The sequence below is a fragment of the Luteibacter sp. Sphag1AF genome (assembly GCF_014192715.1).
Lineage (GTDB): Bacteria > Pseudomonadota > Gammaproteobacteria > Xanthomonadales > Rhodanobacteraceae > Luteibacter.
In genome coordinates this window covers 63,548-77,475 of sequence record NZ_JACHYH010000004.1, presented here as the reverse complement: position 1 = coordinate 77,475, position 13,928 = coordinate 63,548, and the positions used below count along the sequence as shown (strand labels likewise).

Sequence of the window (13,928 nt, the reverse complement as noted above, 5' to 3'; positions counted from 1 at the left end):
CCACAGGAGCTACTGCCGCTTGTCTTGCAGCATGGCGTTCACCCAGATATCCAGCGTATTGCTCTGTGCTTCATGCCCGTGTACTTCGTCCGTGGTGAGGATGGCGGTGTCCTGAAATGTCTGCGTGTAGCGCACCTGGTAGGGACCGCCTGCGCGCAGATCGTAGTCGGCAGACAGATCTACTTCCTTCGATGCGGTAGCACCCGGTTCAAGTCGCGTGTAGAACGTCTCGCGCGGCTCGGGTATCACGCGCACGCGTCGGCCAATGAATTTCGTCGCCGCGCCGTTCGCATCGGTCACCGTGAATATCTCGTTGTACAGATGGCCATCCGGTGTCTGCAACGGGGTGAAAGGGATCGGTAGCAGCCATGTGCGTTGGCTGGTATTGGTAACGGTTACGACGATGCTGCCCTTCTCGGCAGCGGCAGGGGACGTTGCCTTGCTCAGTACGACACGAAGCGCGGGATCATCGGCACCCGCCTGTATCGGCGAGGTGGCCACAAGCGAAGCCAGCGCCAGCGCGATGGCATAGCGAGAAAAAGTCACGTGCGCGCACTCCCTGTATGGTGATGGCACCGGTTCCCCCCGATCCCCAGGGGCGCAAGGCTAGCGTGCGCCCGGCAGGCTGCCAATCCCGGGGAATGCCGCACTCTGTACACGGTCACCTTCAACTCCCGGTTCTTCTGAGCAACACACACGCCGCTCCCGTATGATCGGGCAGGTTGTTTCACGCCTCGCCACGTCATACGGGAAGCCCGCTTGTGATCACGAAAGAACAGCTAGTGGACATGTTTGCCCAGATCCGGGACAACACGGACTGGGATCTGGATGGCCCCATGGTGTGGGGTTATTTCTTCACCGACGTGTCGCCGGAGAAGCTGCGCGAGACAGCACCGTTGCTGGAAGCGAAGGGCTACCGGGTCATTGATGTGTTTCTTGCCGACAAGGAAGAGGTCGGTGATCCGGACCTGTGGTGGCTGCATGTCGAGAAAGAGGAAGTGCATACGCCCGATTCGCTCGATGCGCGCAACAGCGAACTGTACGCCTTCGCGCAGGAACGACAGTTGGGTGCATACGATGGCATGGATGTAGGCCCGCTCGTCGAATAAGCAAAAACGGCAGTGACTCACGCATGACGAATTCGCTGTTTGATGTAGCTGCGTTTCTCCGTCGCATCGCGAACGGGGAGATAGATGCGCTGGCGCCGCTCACCCGCGTCGTGCCGACGGAAACGTGGGAGCTGGGTCTGACCTTCGGTGAGGATGACGATCGCCTTTTCGATTCGCGTTCGCTCCGTTCGAAGAAGGGGTATGAACGTCTCGCGTATCCGAACCATTTCAAGCATCTGACCTGGACGCACGACCTTGTGCGCTGGTCAAAAGACGAGACCGTGACGGCCGCGTGGCTCCATGAGCACTCGCAGCCCATGACGGAGCAGCATCGCGAACGGCTGTCGCTGCGGCTGGGTTACGCCAATCGCGCGCCGACCGCGCAGGATCAGAATCATCACGTGTATTACGTGTATCTCGCGCCGTTTGCGGAGAAGCTGTTCGTGGCGGGTGAGTCCATCGGTGGCGGTCACGCCGAGCGCGGCGGCGCCATCGCCCTCACGCCAGAGGAGTTGCTGGCGTGGCCGGACTGGCAACAGCATCTGGTGCTGTCCGATGCCGCATGGGCGGTGCCCATCGTGGAAGCAAATGCAGGCATGCCCGCGTTGCTTGCCGACATGCTCGTCAAAGAGGTGTGCGCCCGCGAGAAGGGTCGCGACTAGTTTGCGGTGAACAATCGCGCGCAGACGAAATCCACGAAGACACGGATCTTGGGCGAGAGCTGCCGACTGGATGGCCAGATGACCCAGAAGCGTCCCTCATCCGCCGGAAGCTCCAGCGGAATGCGGCACAGCGTGCCTTCTTCAATGGCACTGTGCGCCAGGAAGTCTGGCATGTAGCCGACGCCCAGGCCTTCCACCGTCACGGCACGAATGGCTTCCATGTTGCTGCATGTGAGGGGGCTCAGTGACTGGCTGGCTGGAATGGCGTCCGCGAATGGCCAGCCCCGTATGCGTCCGCTTGTGGGAAAGCGGAATTGCAGGCAGTTGTGATCGGCCAGTTCGGCCACGCTACGCGGCATGCCATGCGCGGCAATGTAGGCCGGTGAGGCGCATAGCACGAAGCGGAAGGGGCCCAGCAGTCGCGACATCAATCGCGAATCGGGCAGGTCACCGCTGCGGATCACGGCGTCGAAGCCATCTTCGATGATGTCGACCAGGCGGTCGCTGAAATCCAGATCCAGTTGCACCTCGGGATAAAGCCGATGGAACTCGGCCAGGTGAGGCACAAGGAAGCGGTAGCCAATGGTGGGCAGGCTCACACGCAGGCGGCCGCGCGGTGCGTCTGCCGCTTCGGAAACCATGGCCTCGGCGTCCTGAAGGTCATCCAGAATCTTTCGGCAGCGCTCATAGAAGAGGCGGCCTTCGTCCGTCAGGCGCACGGTTCGCGTACTGCGCTGGAACAGCCGGACACCCAGCGTCTTCTCCAACCTGGCCACGGTTTTACCTACTGCGGAGGCCGATACGCCGAGGTGGCGCGACGCGCCGACGAAGCTCAGCGACTCCGCCGTCTGCACGAAGGTGAGGATGCGCGACAGGTTTTCGGTGGTCGGATTCAAGCGCCAGATTCCGTGATGCGTGGAATTGAAGGCTGATTATCTTTGATTGCGGCATGGATAGCATGCCTCCAACACTTTCCGCTCCACTATCCCGGAATGACCCATGTCCGATCTTCATCCCCGTGCCGCGCCGCGCGGCCTTCCCGTGCTGGCTGCTGTTTGCCTGGCGGCCCTCGTGCTTCCGCTCAATTTTTCAGCTGGCGCGGTCGCCACGCTCGCCATCGGGCGGGAAGTGGGCGGCAGCGCGTCGCATCTGGTCTGGATCACCAACGCGTTCATGCTCACCTTCGGCAGCAGCCTGATGGCCGCAGGTGCGCTGGCTGATGCGTTCGGGCGCAAGAAGCTTTTCATTGCCGGTATCGGCGCGATGGCGCTCCTGTCATTGGGGCAGTGCTTCGCGCCCAGCGTGCTGTTGATCGACATGCTTCGTGGGCTTCAGGGTTTCGCGGCAGCTGCGGCGCTCGCGGGTGGCTCGGCGGCGCTGGCTCAGGTGTTTCATGGTCCCGCACTGACGCGGGCCTTCAGTGCGTTGGGCACCAGCTTTGGCGTCGGGCTGGCGTTCGGGCCACTGGTGGCCGGCTGGTTGATCGCGCACCACGGGTGGCGATCCATTTTTCTCGGGATCGCGCTGGTGGGCGTCGTCGCACTCCTGTTCGGCCTGCGGCACATGCGTGACTCGCGCGATCCGGAAGCTGCCGGACTCGATTGGCCGGGCGCACTGACGTTCACCGCCGCCCTGGCGTCCTTCACCTTTGCCGTGGTGCAGGCGCCCTCCAGTGGATGGGGCAGTGCACTCGTACTGTTGTTGCTGGCAGCCTTCGTGGTGCTTGTGGCGGCCTTTGTATGGATCGAGCTGCGCGTTCAGCGGCCGATGCTTGATCTGAGCCTGTTTCGTTATGGCCGCTTCGTCGGCGTGCAGGTGTTGCCCATCGGCACCTGCTACTGCTTCATCGTATTGCTAATGATGTTGCCGCTGAAGTTCATCGGTATCGACGGTCATAGTGAACTGGATGCCGGCTGGATGATGCTGTCGCTCAGCGCGCCCATGCTGGTCATGCCGTCCATTGCCGCATGGCTCACTCGCTGGATCGCCGCAGGACCGCTCGCGGCGTTCGGGTTGTTTGTCGCCGCTTTTGGTCTGTACTTGCTGAGTGGCGTATCCCACGGCGAAACAGGGGCGGCGTTGCGCATTCCGCTGCTTGTGATCGGCGTGGGCACAGGGTTGCCGTGGGGCCTGATGGACGCGCTGTCGATCACCGTGGTGCCGCGCGAACGTGCGGGGATGGCGACGGGCATTTTCAGCACGACGCGCGTGGCCGGCGAAGGCATCGCGCTGGCCATCGTCACCGCATTGCTGGCGTTCATGGCTCAGCGAGGACTGGCGGCCGCTGGCATGGGGCATGCCGATATCGCGGGCATGCAACTGGCGTCGGGCAATGTACGTGATGCGGTGGCCATGCTTCCGGGCATGTCGCGGGAAGCGTTGACCGTGCACTACGACGCGGCGTTCCGCGTGTTGTTGCAGGTGCTCGCAGCGATCACCGCGGTTTCGGCTGTGATTACCCTGGCTTGCCTCGCGCCGCGCCGTGCGTCGCGAACAACCGGCGCGGCGGCGGAAGGTACGAACTGACGCTCAGGCGTCCACGCCCAGGCTTTCGCGAAGCTCTGCCAGTTCAGCGCGCAGGGCTTCGTTTTCGGCTTCCAGGGCAGCGATGCGCAGGCGCAGTTCGTGCTTTTCCTCGTGTTCCTCGATGGTTTCTTCGGCCGGTGGCTTTTCTTTCGGTTTGCGCTTTGCATCGCGCACGCGCTTGGCGGCCTGCTTCAGCTCGCTGCCACCACCCATGGCGGCGGCACGCTGTTCGTCTTCAGGCAGCGAGGCCACGGCGGCGGCAGCACTGATGGAAATGGCGCCTGACTTCACCGCGGCGACCACCTCGGGCGCGGCGTCGTTCTGGATCTTCTCGATCAGGCCGACCTGGCTGCTGCTCAGGCGCGCTGCACGCGCGATAGCGTCACGGCTGGGCAACGTGGCTTTCGCACCCTTCGGTGCTTCCTCGGTGGAGGATGCCGCATCCGGTGCCGCAGAGGCGGCCGCTTCGGCTGCGGCTGCCTCTGCGGCCAGGCGCTCGGCCATGATTTCCCGGCGGCGCAATGCGAGGACGCCGCGCTGGAAGTCGGACACGCTGCGGCGGCCCAGATGCTGGTCGATCATCCACAGATGCACATCGTCCATGGACTGGAAGCGGGTGTTCTGCACGGTCTGGAAGGGCAGGCCGTGCTTCTTGCAGATGCCATAACGATTGTGGCCGTCAACCAGCACGTCGCCCCACAACACCAGCGCGTCACGACAGCCCTCGGCGAGGATGCTGGCTTCGAGCGCCTCGTGTTCTTCCGGGGTCAGCGGGTCGATATAAGCCTTCAGCTTCTCGATGACGACGATTTCCATGGCGCAGATCCGGGACGCAGAGAACGGGCGCGCATTGTAATGGCGTCGTGTCGCACGGGGTGAGTCTGTGTGCCCGGCCATTCGCCGCAACCTGCCACCGTTTGGTCGCATGACGGCCGGGAAATGCCCGAAGCATCCGTAAACTCACCGGATAGAACCGGGGGAACACCATGAGTCGCATGCCAGGGCTGGATCTGCTCCGCGCCATCGCCATTGTCTGGGTGATGCTTTTCCATTCATGGCTGGTGGGAGGACTGCCTGCGCCATTCACCGGCGTTGGCGACTACGGATGGATGGGTGTGGACCTGTTCTTCGTGCTCAGCGGCTATCTGATCGGTTCGCAGCTGCTCAAGCCCATGGCTGCTGGCAAGGGGATTGATCTGGGGGGCTTCTACCTGCGGCGGACGTTCCGCGTGTTGCCGGCCTATCTGGTCGTGCTGGCGCTGTACTTCTGCGTGCCGGGATTCCGTGAGCGCGAAGGCATCCAGCCGCTGTGGCAGTTCCTCACCTATACGGTGAACCTGTTGATCGACTACCGCCAGAATCCGGCGTTCTCCCATGTGTGGTCGCTGTGCGTGGAAGAGCACTTCTACCTGCTGTTTCCGTTGCTGGCCTGGAGTATCTGGCGCGCGCGTTCGGTTCGCGTGGTGGTGGCGGTAAGCATTTTCATCGTGGTGGCGGGCATGCTGGCGCGCGGGTTCAGCTGGCATGGGAACGACCGTTACGTGGAGTACGTGTACTTCCCCACCTATAACCGTCTGGACGGCCTGCTTCTGGGCGTGTTGCTGGCGACGATTCAACAGTTCCGTCCGGCGTGGTGGCAGGCATTGCAGCAGCGGGCAAACACGGTACTGCTTCCTTCGGCACTGGTCGTGCTGACGCTTTCGTTTGTTGTCTTCACCCATCGTGTTGGCTTCTTCGCGACCGTGGTGGGATTTCCTCTGCTTTCTTTGGGCATGGCGTTGCTCGTGGCCGCAGCGACGCCTGCCAGCAGTCTGATCGCACGGTGCCGGATTCCCGGTGCAGGCTGGCTCGCACTTATTTCATACAGCCTGTATCTGGTGCACAAGGCCGTGTTCGCCATGGTGGATGCATGGATGCCTTCCTGGCTTGCCCAGTACGGCGTGCTCGTCTTTCTCACCTACGCATGTGCCTCTGTGTCTGCCGGCGCGTTGCTGTACTACGGCATTGAACGTCCGTTCCTTCGGTTGCGTGGGCGGGTGCTGCCGTCACGTGCCCGCCACGCCATCGAGCCGCCTGTAACAATTCTTCATTTGTCGGATGCGTCGCGGGGTGATTAAGTTGGGAATTGAAATTCCCCGATCATGAAGGTGCCACCATGCAGTACCGACTACTCGGCCGATCCGGCCTCAAGGTTTCCACGCTCACCATGGGAACGATGACGTTTGGCGGACAGGGCAAGTTCGCCTCCGTCGGCAGTTCCGGCGTGGATGATGCTCGTCGGCAGATCGACATGTGTCTGGATGCAGGCGTCAATCTGATTGACACCGCCAACGTCTACTCCGATGGCGCATCCGAAGAAATCATTGGCGAAGTGCTGGCTGGCAAGCGCCCGCACGGTGTGTTGCTGGCCACGAAAGCGCGGTTCCCGATGGGCCCCGGCCCGAACGATGGCGGCTTGTCGCGCTATCACCTCATCCGCGAATGCGAAGCCAGCCTGAAGCGGCTGCGCACGGATGTCATTGACCTTTACCAGGTCCATCAGTGGGACGGCCAGACCCCGCTGGAAGAGACGCTTGAAGCGCTCGATACGCTGGTGCGCCAGGGTAAGGTACGTTACATCGGTTGCTCCAACTATTCGGCATGGCACCTGATGAAGGCGCTTGGCATCAGCGAGCGAGAGCATCGTCAGCGTTTCATCAGCCAGCAGATTCACTACACGCTGGAAGCGCGTGAAGCCGAATACGAACTGCTGCCGATTTCGGTCGATCAGAATGTGGGCGTGCTTGTGTGGAGTCCGCTGGCCGGCGGGCTGTTGTCGGGCAAGCATCGCCGTAATGTGAAGGCGCCGGAAGGTTCCCGTCAGCTGGGTGGCTGGACCGAGCCCCCGATTCGCGACGAGGAGCGGCTGTGGCGCATCGTGGACGTACTGGTGTCGATCGCGGATGCGCGACAGGTGTCCGGTGCACAGGTGGCTCTGGCGTGGCTTCTGGGCCGTCCTGCGGTGACGTCGGTGGTGATTGGCGCACGCACCGACGCACAGCTGAAAGACAATCTCGCTGCCGCCGATCTGCAACTGACCGCTGACGAGCGTCAGCGGCTGGATGAGGTCAGCGCGCCGCCGATCCTCTATCCGTACTGGCATCAGCTTCTGACCGCGAGCGATCGGCTGGGAGCGGCTGATCTGGCGTTGCTTGGCCCGCACGTGAAGTAACTGGCTGCGCGGCATCACTCGGTGCCTCGGGGTGTTCCGCGAGGTAACGGTTCAGTTCGGCGGCTGTCTTGCTCCATGCGGGGCGGTCGCCGAAGCGGTCAAGAAATGCGTGAATCGACCGGTAGCGATCCGGCTTGTTGTACGAGACTTCCACATTCGCGCGCAGCGCATAGCCGTCGGGCCAGTCCGGGTGCTTTTCAATCATCTGGTTCGCCAGTTCCAGTGTCTTGTCCGGCTGGCGATTGAGCAGATAAAGATCGGCAAGCTGATGAAGGGCGGCGGGCGTGTCGCCCCCTGTGGCCAGCGAACGTTGCATCACGGCGATGGCGCGCTTTGTCTCCGTGACTTTCAGGTAATTGCTATATGCGATGGCAAGTTGTGCGTTGCCCGGGTCGCGCTCATGGCTCTGTTGCAGGCTCGCGCGGTACCAGTCCTTCTGGTCAAGGCGTTGCAGAGCCGGGAAGCGCATCAGGATGTTGTGGGCGTCGTTGGGATCGAAGCGATAGATCTGCGAGGTCAGTTCGGCATAGAGCCCGACATCGCTGATGGCGCCATAGGCTGCGCAGTGCAGCTGCGACATCGACACGCCTTCAGACACCGCTTGCCGCACGGCATCCGCGGGAGGCAATGCGTCACCCCCACCACAAGCCAGATCGTCCAGGCCAGGTGCCGCACCCACGAGCCGCATCAGCGGATTCTTGTCGACAAACTTCATCGCCTGGGCACGCTGCGCGGCCACCAGTTGAAGACTTCCGCCCCAGCGCGGTGTTGAACGGGAGGACGACGCGATGCGCAAGGTGAAGCTCGTGGGATCGACAGCCAGTCCGCGCGTCAGAATGTCGTTCTCGTCAGCGAAGCCGCTTTCCCAGGCGCTGGCGGAGAGCATCGCGACATAGGTAGTTGTCAGTGTCGGCTCAAGCTTCTGAGCGCGCTCCAGCTCGGGCAGGGCGCGCGCGAGATAGTCGTGCATCGTTTGCAATTGCCCGGCGCTGGTCTGACTGGCGTATGCACTGCCGCGCGCGTCTTCGGCGGTGGCCAGAAATTGCCAGCCGCTGGCGGCCGCCGCGAAGGCGCTTTCGGGCCGTTCCTTTACCCACCTGTCCAGAAGCGCGCGCATGTGCGTATCGGCCGTACCAAACGCGGTACGGAATGCCGTGTCGAACGTGGCGCGGGCGACCGGGTCTTTCTTTGCCTCCCGAAATTTCCCGGCAAGCAGTTTGTCGAGCGCGGCAGACTCGCCTTTTTCGAGGAGGGCTTCGGCCTGCGTGGCCGTGAAGGGCGCCCCCAGCCGCATGCGGCAGTAGGCGGCCGTGGTCTGGGCATTCCAGGAGGAGCCCACCGGGTCAGGGTAGGCGAGGCAGCGTGCCAGCGGGTCCTGGATGGCTTCCGCCTTTTGGGCAGCTGCCGCGAAAGCCGCAAAAGATGGCGGGGAAGCCTGCGCGGTGGTCACTGGGGCGACGAAAAAACATGCCGAGGCAACCAGAGGCCCGAGCCAGCGTAAGTGCTTCATTTCCCTTATCTCCCCATGTCCCTGTTGGAGACCGGAGCATAGCGATCCCGCGCGCCGGCGACGAGACAGGGTTCGCAAAATGACGCGGTTTAATTGTTAAATTTGCGTGCACGGAAGAATGGGAACAATTATCATTTGTGGCATGTGTCGGCCGGAGCCGGCGTTTGGCCAGGGATGGCCACTATTTCTTGCTGCACAGGCCGCTCCCATGTCTGCACCTTTCAAGAAGCGCGCACTACTCGTTGCGCTGACCCTCGCATTTGTGTCGATGGCTTCCGCCGCCGACCAGGCCACTGAGCCGGGCAAGTCCGACAAAGTCGTGCCGCTGGATGCGGTGAACGTGGTGTATTCCAGCACGAAGACGGTCACGGCAGCGGTGGATATCCCCCAGTCGGTCAGTGCGGTGACGCCGGAGCGCATGCATGCCTATGGCGTGCAGGGACTGGATGAATCGGTACGTTATCTGGCCGGTGTGGTCAGCGGAGGCTACGGCACCGATCCGCGCAGTGACTGGATTCTGGTTCGTGGCTATGACCCGGCGCGCTATCTGGATGGCTTGCCGCTGCCCAGCGGTACGTGGACCAGCGATTCGCGCGTGGAGCCCTACGGCCTTGAGCGCATCGAAGTGAACAAGGGGCCGTCGTCGGCGATGTACGGCCAGTTACCGCCCGGCGGCATGATCGACATGACCAGCAAGCGTCCGAGTCTGGAAGCACCGCATGAAGTGGAAGCCACGGTCGGCACGTTCGATCAGCGCCAGCTCGCGGCCGACGTGGGTGGCCAGCTCGACCACGACGGCAACGTGTTCTATCGCCTGGTGGGACTGGGGCGCGAAGGCGACGCATCGCTGAAGCATTCCAAAGACAACCGTTACTACTTCGCGCCCAGCCTGTCCTGGCAGATGGACGACGACACGAAGCTGACCATCCTTGGTCGCTGGCATCAGACCTACTCCAACGGCGTGGGTGGCTTCCTGCCTTCCATCGGCACGTTGTATCCCAATCCGAATGGCCGCATTCCGGACGACACCAATCCGGGTGAGCCCGGTTACGACAAGTACCGCAAGAAGGACCGGTCGATTGGTTGGGAACTCACCCACCGCATCAACGATGTGTGGTCAGTGAAGCAGGATCTGCGCGTGCAGTACGCCAGCGTGGATCATCGCGCCATCGGCAGCCTGGGCTTTGAACCGGGCAGCCTGACAAGGATTGCCCGCTACAACTTTCCGATTCTCGACAAGACGCACCTGTTCGCCGTGGATAACCAGGCACAGGCAAAGTTTGCGACGGGCGAAGCGCAGCACACCGTGTTGATGGGTGTGGATTACCAGCGCAATCACGACGATTACCGCTCCGGTTATGGTGGCGCTCCGTCGCTGGATATCTACAACCCGGTTTACGGCGCCGCTCTGCCTGATGTGCCGTACACCTCGCGCACCATCACCACGCTGAAGCAGTTGGGCGCGTACGTGCAGGATCAGGTGGATATCGGCAAGTGGGGCATTGTGGCCAGCGGTCGCAAGGATTGGGTCCGCAACGACATTGACTATCCGTTTACCGATTCAGGCCGCGAGCAGCGCGACAACGCGTTTTCCGGGCGACTGGGTGTCAATTACAGGACGGACATCGGCCTGGTGCCGTATGTCGCCTATTCGCACTCGTTCAAGACAATCGTGGGGCAGACGTTCGCGGGCAAAGCGTTTGAGCCGACCACGGGCGATCAGGTCGAAGCGGGCATGAAGTATCAGACGGCCGATGGCCGCACGCTCATCAGCGCGGCGGTTTACCAGCTCACCCAGCGCAACGCGCTGACGGTCGACCCGGATCATCTTTTCCAGTCGTTGCAGCAGGGCAAGACGCGCACGCGCGGTGCGGAGATCGAGGCGAACGTCGCTGTTACCGATAATTTCTCGATGACGGCAGCCTATGCGTACACCGATGCGAAGGTCGTGGAAGCCAACGACGATTCACTTGGCAAGCAGGTGGCTCTGGTGCCGAAGCGGCAGGCATCAGTGTCGGCGGACTATGCCATGCACGGCGGCGCACTGGATGGCCTCGGTTTCGGCGGCGGCATCCGTTACATCGGTGAACGCTACGGCGATGCGCCGAACCTGTGGCGCACGGGCGGTTACGTGCTTTACGACGCCAACGTGCACTACACGAAAGATAGCTGGACTTTCCAGGTCACCGCCGCCAACCTGTTTGATCGCCAGTATGTTTCGACGTGCAACAGCGGCATCTGGTGCTACTACGGCTATCCGCGCACGATGACGGCGTCGGCCCGATTCCGTTGGTGAGTAGCTGAAAAACCATGGTGGGAGCGAGCTTCCACCATGGTCTGGAATGGATCAGATTTCGCGGTTGCCGACCAGCACCACGTCGGCGGCGCGTTTGGCGAACAGGCCTACGGCAACCACGCCAGTGATCTGGTTGAGTTCCGCTTCGAGCGCCACCGGATCGGTGATCTTCCATCCGTGCACATCGAGAATCCAGCCGCCGTTGTCGGTGACAACGCCGTCACGCCACACGGGCTGGCCGCCGCGACGGGCAATTTCCCGCGCGACATGACTGCGTGCCATCGGGATAACTTCGATAGGCAGCGGGAACGTGCCGAGGACGTCCACCTGCTTGGTGGAGTCGATGATGCAGACGAAGCGTTCGGACGCAGCAGCCACGATCTTCTCACGCGTGAGTGCCGCGCCACCGCCCTTGATGAGGCGCTTGTGCGTGTCGCACTCGTCGGCGCCATCCACATACAGCGCCAGTGGACCCGCAGCATTGAGGTCAAGGACCGGAATGCCCAGCTTCTTCAGGCGCTCGGTCGACTGTTCCGAGCTGGATACCGCGCCTTCAATGCGGTCACGCACATCGGCCAGCGCGTCGATGAAAAAGTTGACGGTGGAGCCGGTGCCCACGCCGATCACGCCTTTTTCGACAAAACGGATGGCCGCTTCGCCAGCCAGTCGCTTCTCGTTCGCCTGATTCATTTCTTTTCCAGGGACAGGATGAAATCCCAGTCGCCTTTGGCGACCGGCATGACAGAAAGTCGGTTGCCCTTGCGAACCAGTGCCATGTCGGCCAGTTCATCGAGGTTTTTCAGTTCTTCGAGCGAGATGGTGCGCTTGAGCTTGCGCTCGAACTTCACGTCGACGTGCACCCAGCGTGGTTCTTCCCGCGTGGCTTTCTCGTCGTAATACTTGCTTTTGGGGTTGAACTGACTCTCGTCCGGATAGGCCAGTGAGGCCACCGAAGCAATGCCCACGATGCCGGGCACGTCGCAATTGGAATGGTAGAAGAAGATCTTGTCGCCGACCTTCATGCCATCACGCATGAAGTTTCGTGCCTGGTAATTGCGTACGCCGTCCCAGGGTTCGATGCCGTTGCGTTCGAGGTCGTCGATGGAGAAGGCGTCCGGTTCGGACTTCATCAACCAGTATTTCATTTATTCGAGCCGGTGCAGTCGATCAGTTCTTTGTCGGTGGCGATGTAATCGAGCGTGACATCCCAGTCTGCGCGAACGATGTCGTCCAGCTCCTGAAACGAATAACCGATGCCAACCAGCAGCGGCCGGGTCGGACGCGTGCGTTCACGCAGGAACGCGAAGCTGCGGTCGTAGTAGCCGCCACCAAATCCAAGGCGGTTGCCGCGCCGGTCGAAGCCGAGCAGCGGCACCAGTACCAGGTCGAGCCTGTCCGGCGTGATGCCGTTGTCGCTGGGGGTGGGCTCGGGAATGCCCAGCCGGCTGGGCTTGATCTCGTCGCCCGTGTTCCACGGTTCGAAGGTCAGGCGCTTGTCGGTACCAACGACGGGCAGATAGAACTGCTGGCCGCGACCGGCCAGTGGCGCGATGGCAAGATTCAGCGGCAGCTCGCCGCCCGTGGCCCAGTAACCGGCGACGTTCACATCAGTGAGGAATTCAGGGAGCTGTTCCAGCGAGTGGCGCAGGCCCTGTGCGGCAGCGACGCGCTCGGCGGGCTTCAACTGGCGACGGCGCTGGACCAGATCGCCGCGAATCGCGCCTCTCTCGGATTGCTTTGGCATGGGTCGGTTACCCGGGGTGGAGGTGGGGTTGCCGTCGAGCCGCTGCATCCATCAAGCCGGATGAAGCGCTGACCGGCCACAAGCGTAACCGGTCGGCCTTGGAAAGGAGAGGCGTTCTCCGCGATGCCGCTGCGCACCAAACGACCTTGATCCAAAGGATCAGGTGGGAGAGCTACATGACTTCGAGGCTTTCCGCACGCGGCGGACATGCACAACCATCATGAAAAGCCGACCCGGGGTCGTATGTAGGAACAAGGCAAATGTAAAGTGCGCTGGCAAACACCGCAGGGAACGCCTGACGCTTATTTTACCGGTGCGTCGAGCATGCCATCAAGTTTTCTGCGCAAAGAAGCCAGGCCTTCAGTCAGCACCTGTTCCTGCGACTCATGCTCCTTGCGCAGCGCAAGCAGTTCATGGGCGATGCTGACTGCGGCCAGCACGGCAATGCGATCAAACCCGGGCGCTTTGGCATGGGACTTGAGATCGCGCATCTTGCCGTCCAGGAACTGGGCAGCAGCAACGAGTCCCGCGCGTTCATCCGGCGCGCAGGCAATGTGAAACTCGCGGTCGAGCAGGCGCAGTGCAACAGGCTCGCTGGCGTTGGATACGGTGCTCATGGGTTTCTCAGCCGGTGTTTTCCAGCGCCTTGAGGCGCTGAATCATCGCTTCGACGCGACTGCGCGCCTGTTCATTGCGCGCCATGAGGCCCGCACGTTCGTTGGCCAGTTGTTCCTGGCTATGCCGCAGGCTGCGGTTTTCCTCGGTGAGACGCCGCACAGTCTCCACGAGCCGGTCCAGGGACTGGCTCAAGGCTTCAATTTCGGTCTTGACCGCTTCCGGAGTGCTCATGCGGCGAACTATAACAGGACC

Annotated in this window: 15 protein-coding genes and 1 other RNA gene; 6 read left to right on the top strand and 10 right to left on the bottom strand. The window is 62.1% G+C overall.

The window, feature by feature from the left end; translation table 11 throughout:
* Positions 1 to 9 precede the first annotated feature (9 nt).
* Positions 10 to 546 carry a hypothetical protein gene (locus tag FHW69_RS12120; RefSeq protein ID WP_183423335.1) on the bottom strand — a complete coding sequence of 179 codons (537 nt, stop codon included), beginning with the start codon at positions 544 to 546 and terminating at the stop codon, positions 10 to 12.
* Positions 547 to 761: 215 nt separating this feature from the next.
* Here FHW69_RS12120 and FHW69_RS12115 point away from each other — a divergent pair, with 215 nt between their 5' ends.
* Both FHW69_RS12115 and FHW69_RS12110 read left to right on the top strand, forming a co-directional pair.
* Positions 762 to 1,109 carry a ribonuclease E inhibitor RraB gene (locus FHW69_RS12115; protein ID WP_343204015.1) on the top strand — a complete coding sequence of 116 codons (348 nt, stop codon included), beginning with the start codon at positions 762 to 764 and terminating at the stop codon, positions 1,107 to 1,109.
* A 23-nt stretch (positions 1,110 to 1,132) separates the two neighbouring features.
* Complete coding sequence (locus FHW69_RS12110) at positions 1,133 to 1,771, top strand: hypothetical protein (protein WP_183423334.1); 639 nt, start codon at positions 1,133 to 1,135, stop codon at positions 1,769 to 1,771.
* On the opposite strand, the gene FHW69_RS12105 is transcribed toward FHW69_RS12110, so the two are convergent.
* Positions 1,768 to 2,667, bottom strand: coding sequence for a LysR substrate-binding domain-containing protein (locus FHW69_RS12105; RefSeq protein ID WP_183423333.1), 900 nt, complete (start codon positions 2,665 to 2,667; stop codon positions 1,768 to 1,770). The two genes, FHW69_RS12110 and FHW69_RS12105, sit on opposite strands and share 4 nt — an antisense overlap.
* Before the next feature lie 103 nt (positions 2,668 to 2,770).
* Here FHW69_RS12105 and FHW69_RS12100 point away from each other — a divergent pair, with 103 nt between their 5' ends.
* Complete coding sequence (locus FHW69_RS12100; protein WP_183423332.1) at positions 2,771 to 4,297, top strand: MFS transporter; 1,527 nt, start codon at positions 2,771 to 2,773, stop codon at positions 4,295 to 4,297.
* Positions 4,298 to 4,300: 3 nt separating this feature from the next.
* On the opposite strand, the gene FHW69_RS12095 is transcribed toward FHW69_RS12100, so the two are convergent.
* Entirely contained in the window at positions 4,301 to 5,113 is an 813-nt protein-coding gene (locus FHW69_RS12095; RefSeq protein WP_183423331.1) for a plasmid replication/partition related protein, read from the bottom strand.
* Positions 5,114 to 5,283: 170 nt separating this feature from the next.
* On the opposite strand from FHW69_RS12095, the gene FHW69_RS12090 reads away from it, so the two are divergent.
* Both FHW69_RS12090 and FHW69_RS12085 read left to right on the top strand, forming a co-directional pair.
* Positions 5,284 to 6,414, top strand: a complete 1,131-nt coding sequence (locus tag FHW69_RS12090; protein WP_183423330.1) for an acyltransferase — start codon at positions 5,284 to 5,286, stop codon at positions 6,412 to 6,414.
* A gap of 38 nt (positions 6,415 to 6,452) precedes the next feature.
* Positions 6,453 to 7,508: an aldo/keto reductase gene (locus tag FHW69_RS12085; RefSeq protein WP_183423329.1), complete on the top strand. Its 1,056-nt coding sequence runs from the start codon at positions 6,453 to 6,455 to the stop codon at positions 7,506 to 7,508.
* On the opposite strand, the gene FHW69_RS12080 is transcribed toward FHW69_RS12085, so the two are convergent.
* On the bottom strand, positions 7,405 to 9,018 hold the full coding sequence (locus FHW69_RS12080) for a DUF4034 domain-containing protein (protein WP_183423328.1): 1,614 nt from the start codon (positions 9,016 to 9,018) through the stop codon (positions 7,405 to 7,407). The genes FHW69_RS12085 and FHW69_RS12080 overlap by 104 nt on opposite strands.
* A gap of 208 nt (positions 9,019 to 9,226) precedes the next feature.
* On the opposite strand from FHW69_RS12080, the gene FHW69_RS12075 reads away from it, so the two are divergent.
* Entirely contained in the window at positions 9,227 to 11,314 is a 2,088-nt protein-coding gene (locus tag FHW69_RS12075; RefSeq protein ID WP_183423327.1) for a TonB-dependent siderophore receptor, read from the top strand.
* 51 nt (positions 11,315 to 11,365) lie between these two features.
* Here the strand turns inward: FHW69_RS12075 and rpiA are convergent, their stop codons facing one another.
* The 6 genes from rpiA to FHW69_RS12045 all read right to left on the bottom strand — a co-directional run bounded on the left by rpiA (position 11,366) and on the right by FHW69_RS12045 (position 13,907).
* Complete coding sequence (gene rpiA, locus FHW69_RS12070) at positions 11,366 to 12,004, bottom strand: ribose-5-phosphate isomerase RpiA (protein WP_183423326.1); 639 nt, start codon at positions 12,002 to 12,004, stop codon at positions 11,366 to 11,368.
* Positions 12,001 to 12,459 carry an EVE domain-containing protein gene (locus tag FHW69_RS12065; RefSeq protein ID WP_183423325.1) on the bottom strand — a complete coding sequence of 153 codons (459 nt, stop codon included), beginning with the start codon at positions 12,457 to 12,459 and terminating at the stop codon, positions 12,001 to 12,003. The genes rpiA and FHW69_RS12065 overlap by 4 nt, the downstream gene beginning before the upstream one ends.
* The gene (locus tag FHW69_RS12060) at positions 12,456 to 13,058 is read right to left on the bottom strand and encodes a 5-formyltetrahydrofolate cyclo-ligase (RefSeq protein WP_183423324.1); all 603 of its coding nucleotides are present in this window, start codon (positions 13,056 to 13,058) and stop codon (positions 12,456 to 12,458) included. Before FHW69_RS12060 ends, FHW69_RS12065 begins: the two co-directional genes overlap by 4 nt.
* A 111-nt stretch (positions 13,059 to 13,169) precedes the next feature.
* A non-coding RNA gene (ssrS, locus tag FHW69_RS12055) (6S RNA) lies at positions 13,170 to 13,352 on the bottom strand.
* An 8-nt stretch (positions 13,353 to 13,360) separates the two neighbouring features.
* Positions 13,361 to 13,675 (bottom strand): cell division protein ZapA, encoded by a 315-nt coding sequence (locus FHW69_RS12050; RefSeq protein ID WP_183423323.1) that lies wholly within the window; start codon positions 13,673 to 13,675, stop codon positions 13,361 to 13,363.
* Positions 13,676 to 13,682: 7 nt separating this feature from the next.
* Complete coding sequence (locus tag FHW69_RS12045; RefSeq protein ID WP_183423322.1) at positions 13,683 to 13,907, bottom strand: TIGR02449 family protein; 225 nt, start codon at positions 13,905 to 13,907, stop codon at positions 13,683 to 13,685.
* Positions 13,908 to 13,928 lie beyond the last annotated feature (21 nt).

What these genes read in the sequence shown, in the direction of transcription:
- FHW69_RS12110 (WP_183423334.1), top strand. Translation starts at nt 1,133, where the DNA reads ATGACGAATTCGCTGTTTGATGTAGCTGCGTTTCTCCGTCGCATCGCG.
- FHW69_RS12100 (WP_183423332.1), top strand. Translation starts at nt 2,771, where the DNA reads ATGTCCGATCTTCATCCCCGTGCCGCGCCGCGCGGCCTTCCCGTGCTG.
- FHW69_RS12095 (WP_183423331.1), bottom strand. Translation starts at nt 5,113, where the DNA reads ATGGAAATCGTCGTCATCGAGAAGCTGAAGGCTTATATCGACCCGCTG.
- FHW69_RS12090 (WP_183423330.1), top strand. Translation starts at nt 5,284, where the DNA reads ATGAGTCGCATGCCAGGGCTGGATCTGCTCCGCGCCATCGCCATTGTC.
- FHW69_RS12085 (WP_183423329.1), top strand. Translation starts at nt 6,453, where the DNA reads ATGCAGTACCGACTACTCGGCCGATCCGGCCTCAAGGTTTCCACGCTC.
- FHW69_RS12080 (WP_183423328.1), bottom strand. Translation starts at nt 9,018, where the DNA reads ATGAAGCACTTACGCTGGCTCGGGCCTCTGGTTGCCTCGGCATGTTTT.
- FHW69_RS12075 (WP_183423327.1), top strand. Translation starts at nt 9,227, where the DNA reads ATGTCTGCACCTTTCAAGAAGCGCGCACTACTCGTTGCGCTGACCCTC.
- rpiA (WP_183423326.1), bottom strand. Translation starts at nt 12,004, where the DNA reads ATGAATCAGGCGAACGAGAAGCGACTGGCTGGCGAAGCGGCCATCCGT.
- FHW69_RS12065 (WP_183423325.1), bottom strand. Translation starts at nt 12,459, where the DNA reads ATGAAATACTGGTTGATGAAGTCCGAACCGGACGCCTTCTCCATCGAC.
- FHW69_RS12060 (WP_183423324.1), bottom strand. Translation starts at nt 13,058, where the DNA reads ATGCCAAAGCAATCCGAGAGAGGCGCGATTCGCGGCGATCTGGTCCAG.
- FHW69_RS12050 (WP_183423323.1), bottom strand. Translation starts at nt 13,675, where the DNA reads ATGAGCACCGTATCCAACGCCAGCGAGCCTGTTGCACTGCGCCTGCTC.
- FHW69_RS12045 (WP_183423322.1), bottom strand. Translation starts at nt 13,907, where the DNA reads ATGAGCACTCCGGAAGCGGTCAAGACCGAAATTGAAGCCTTGAGCCAG.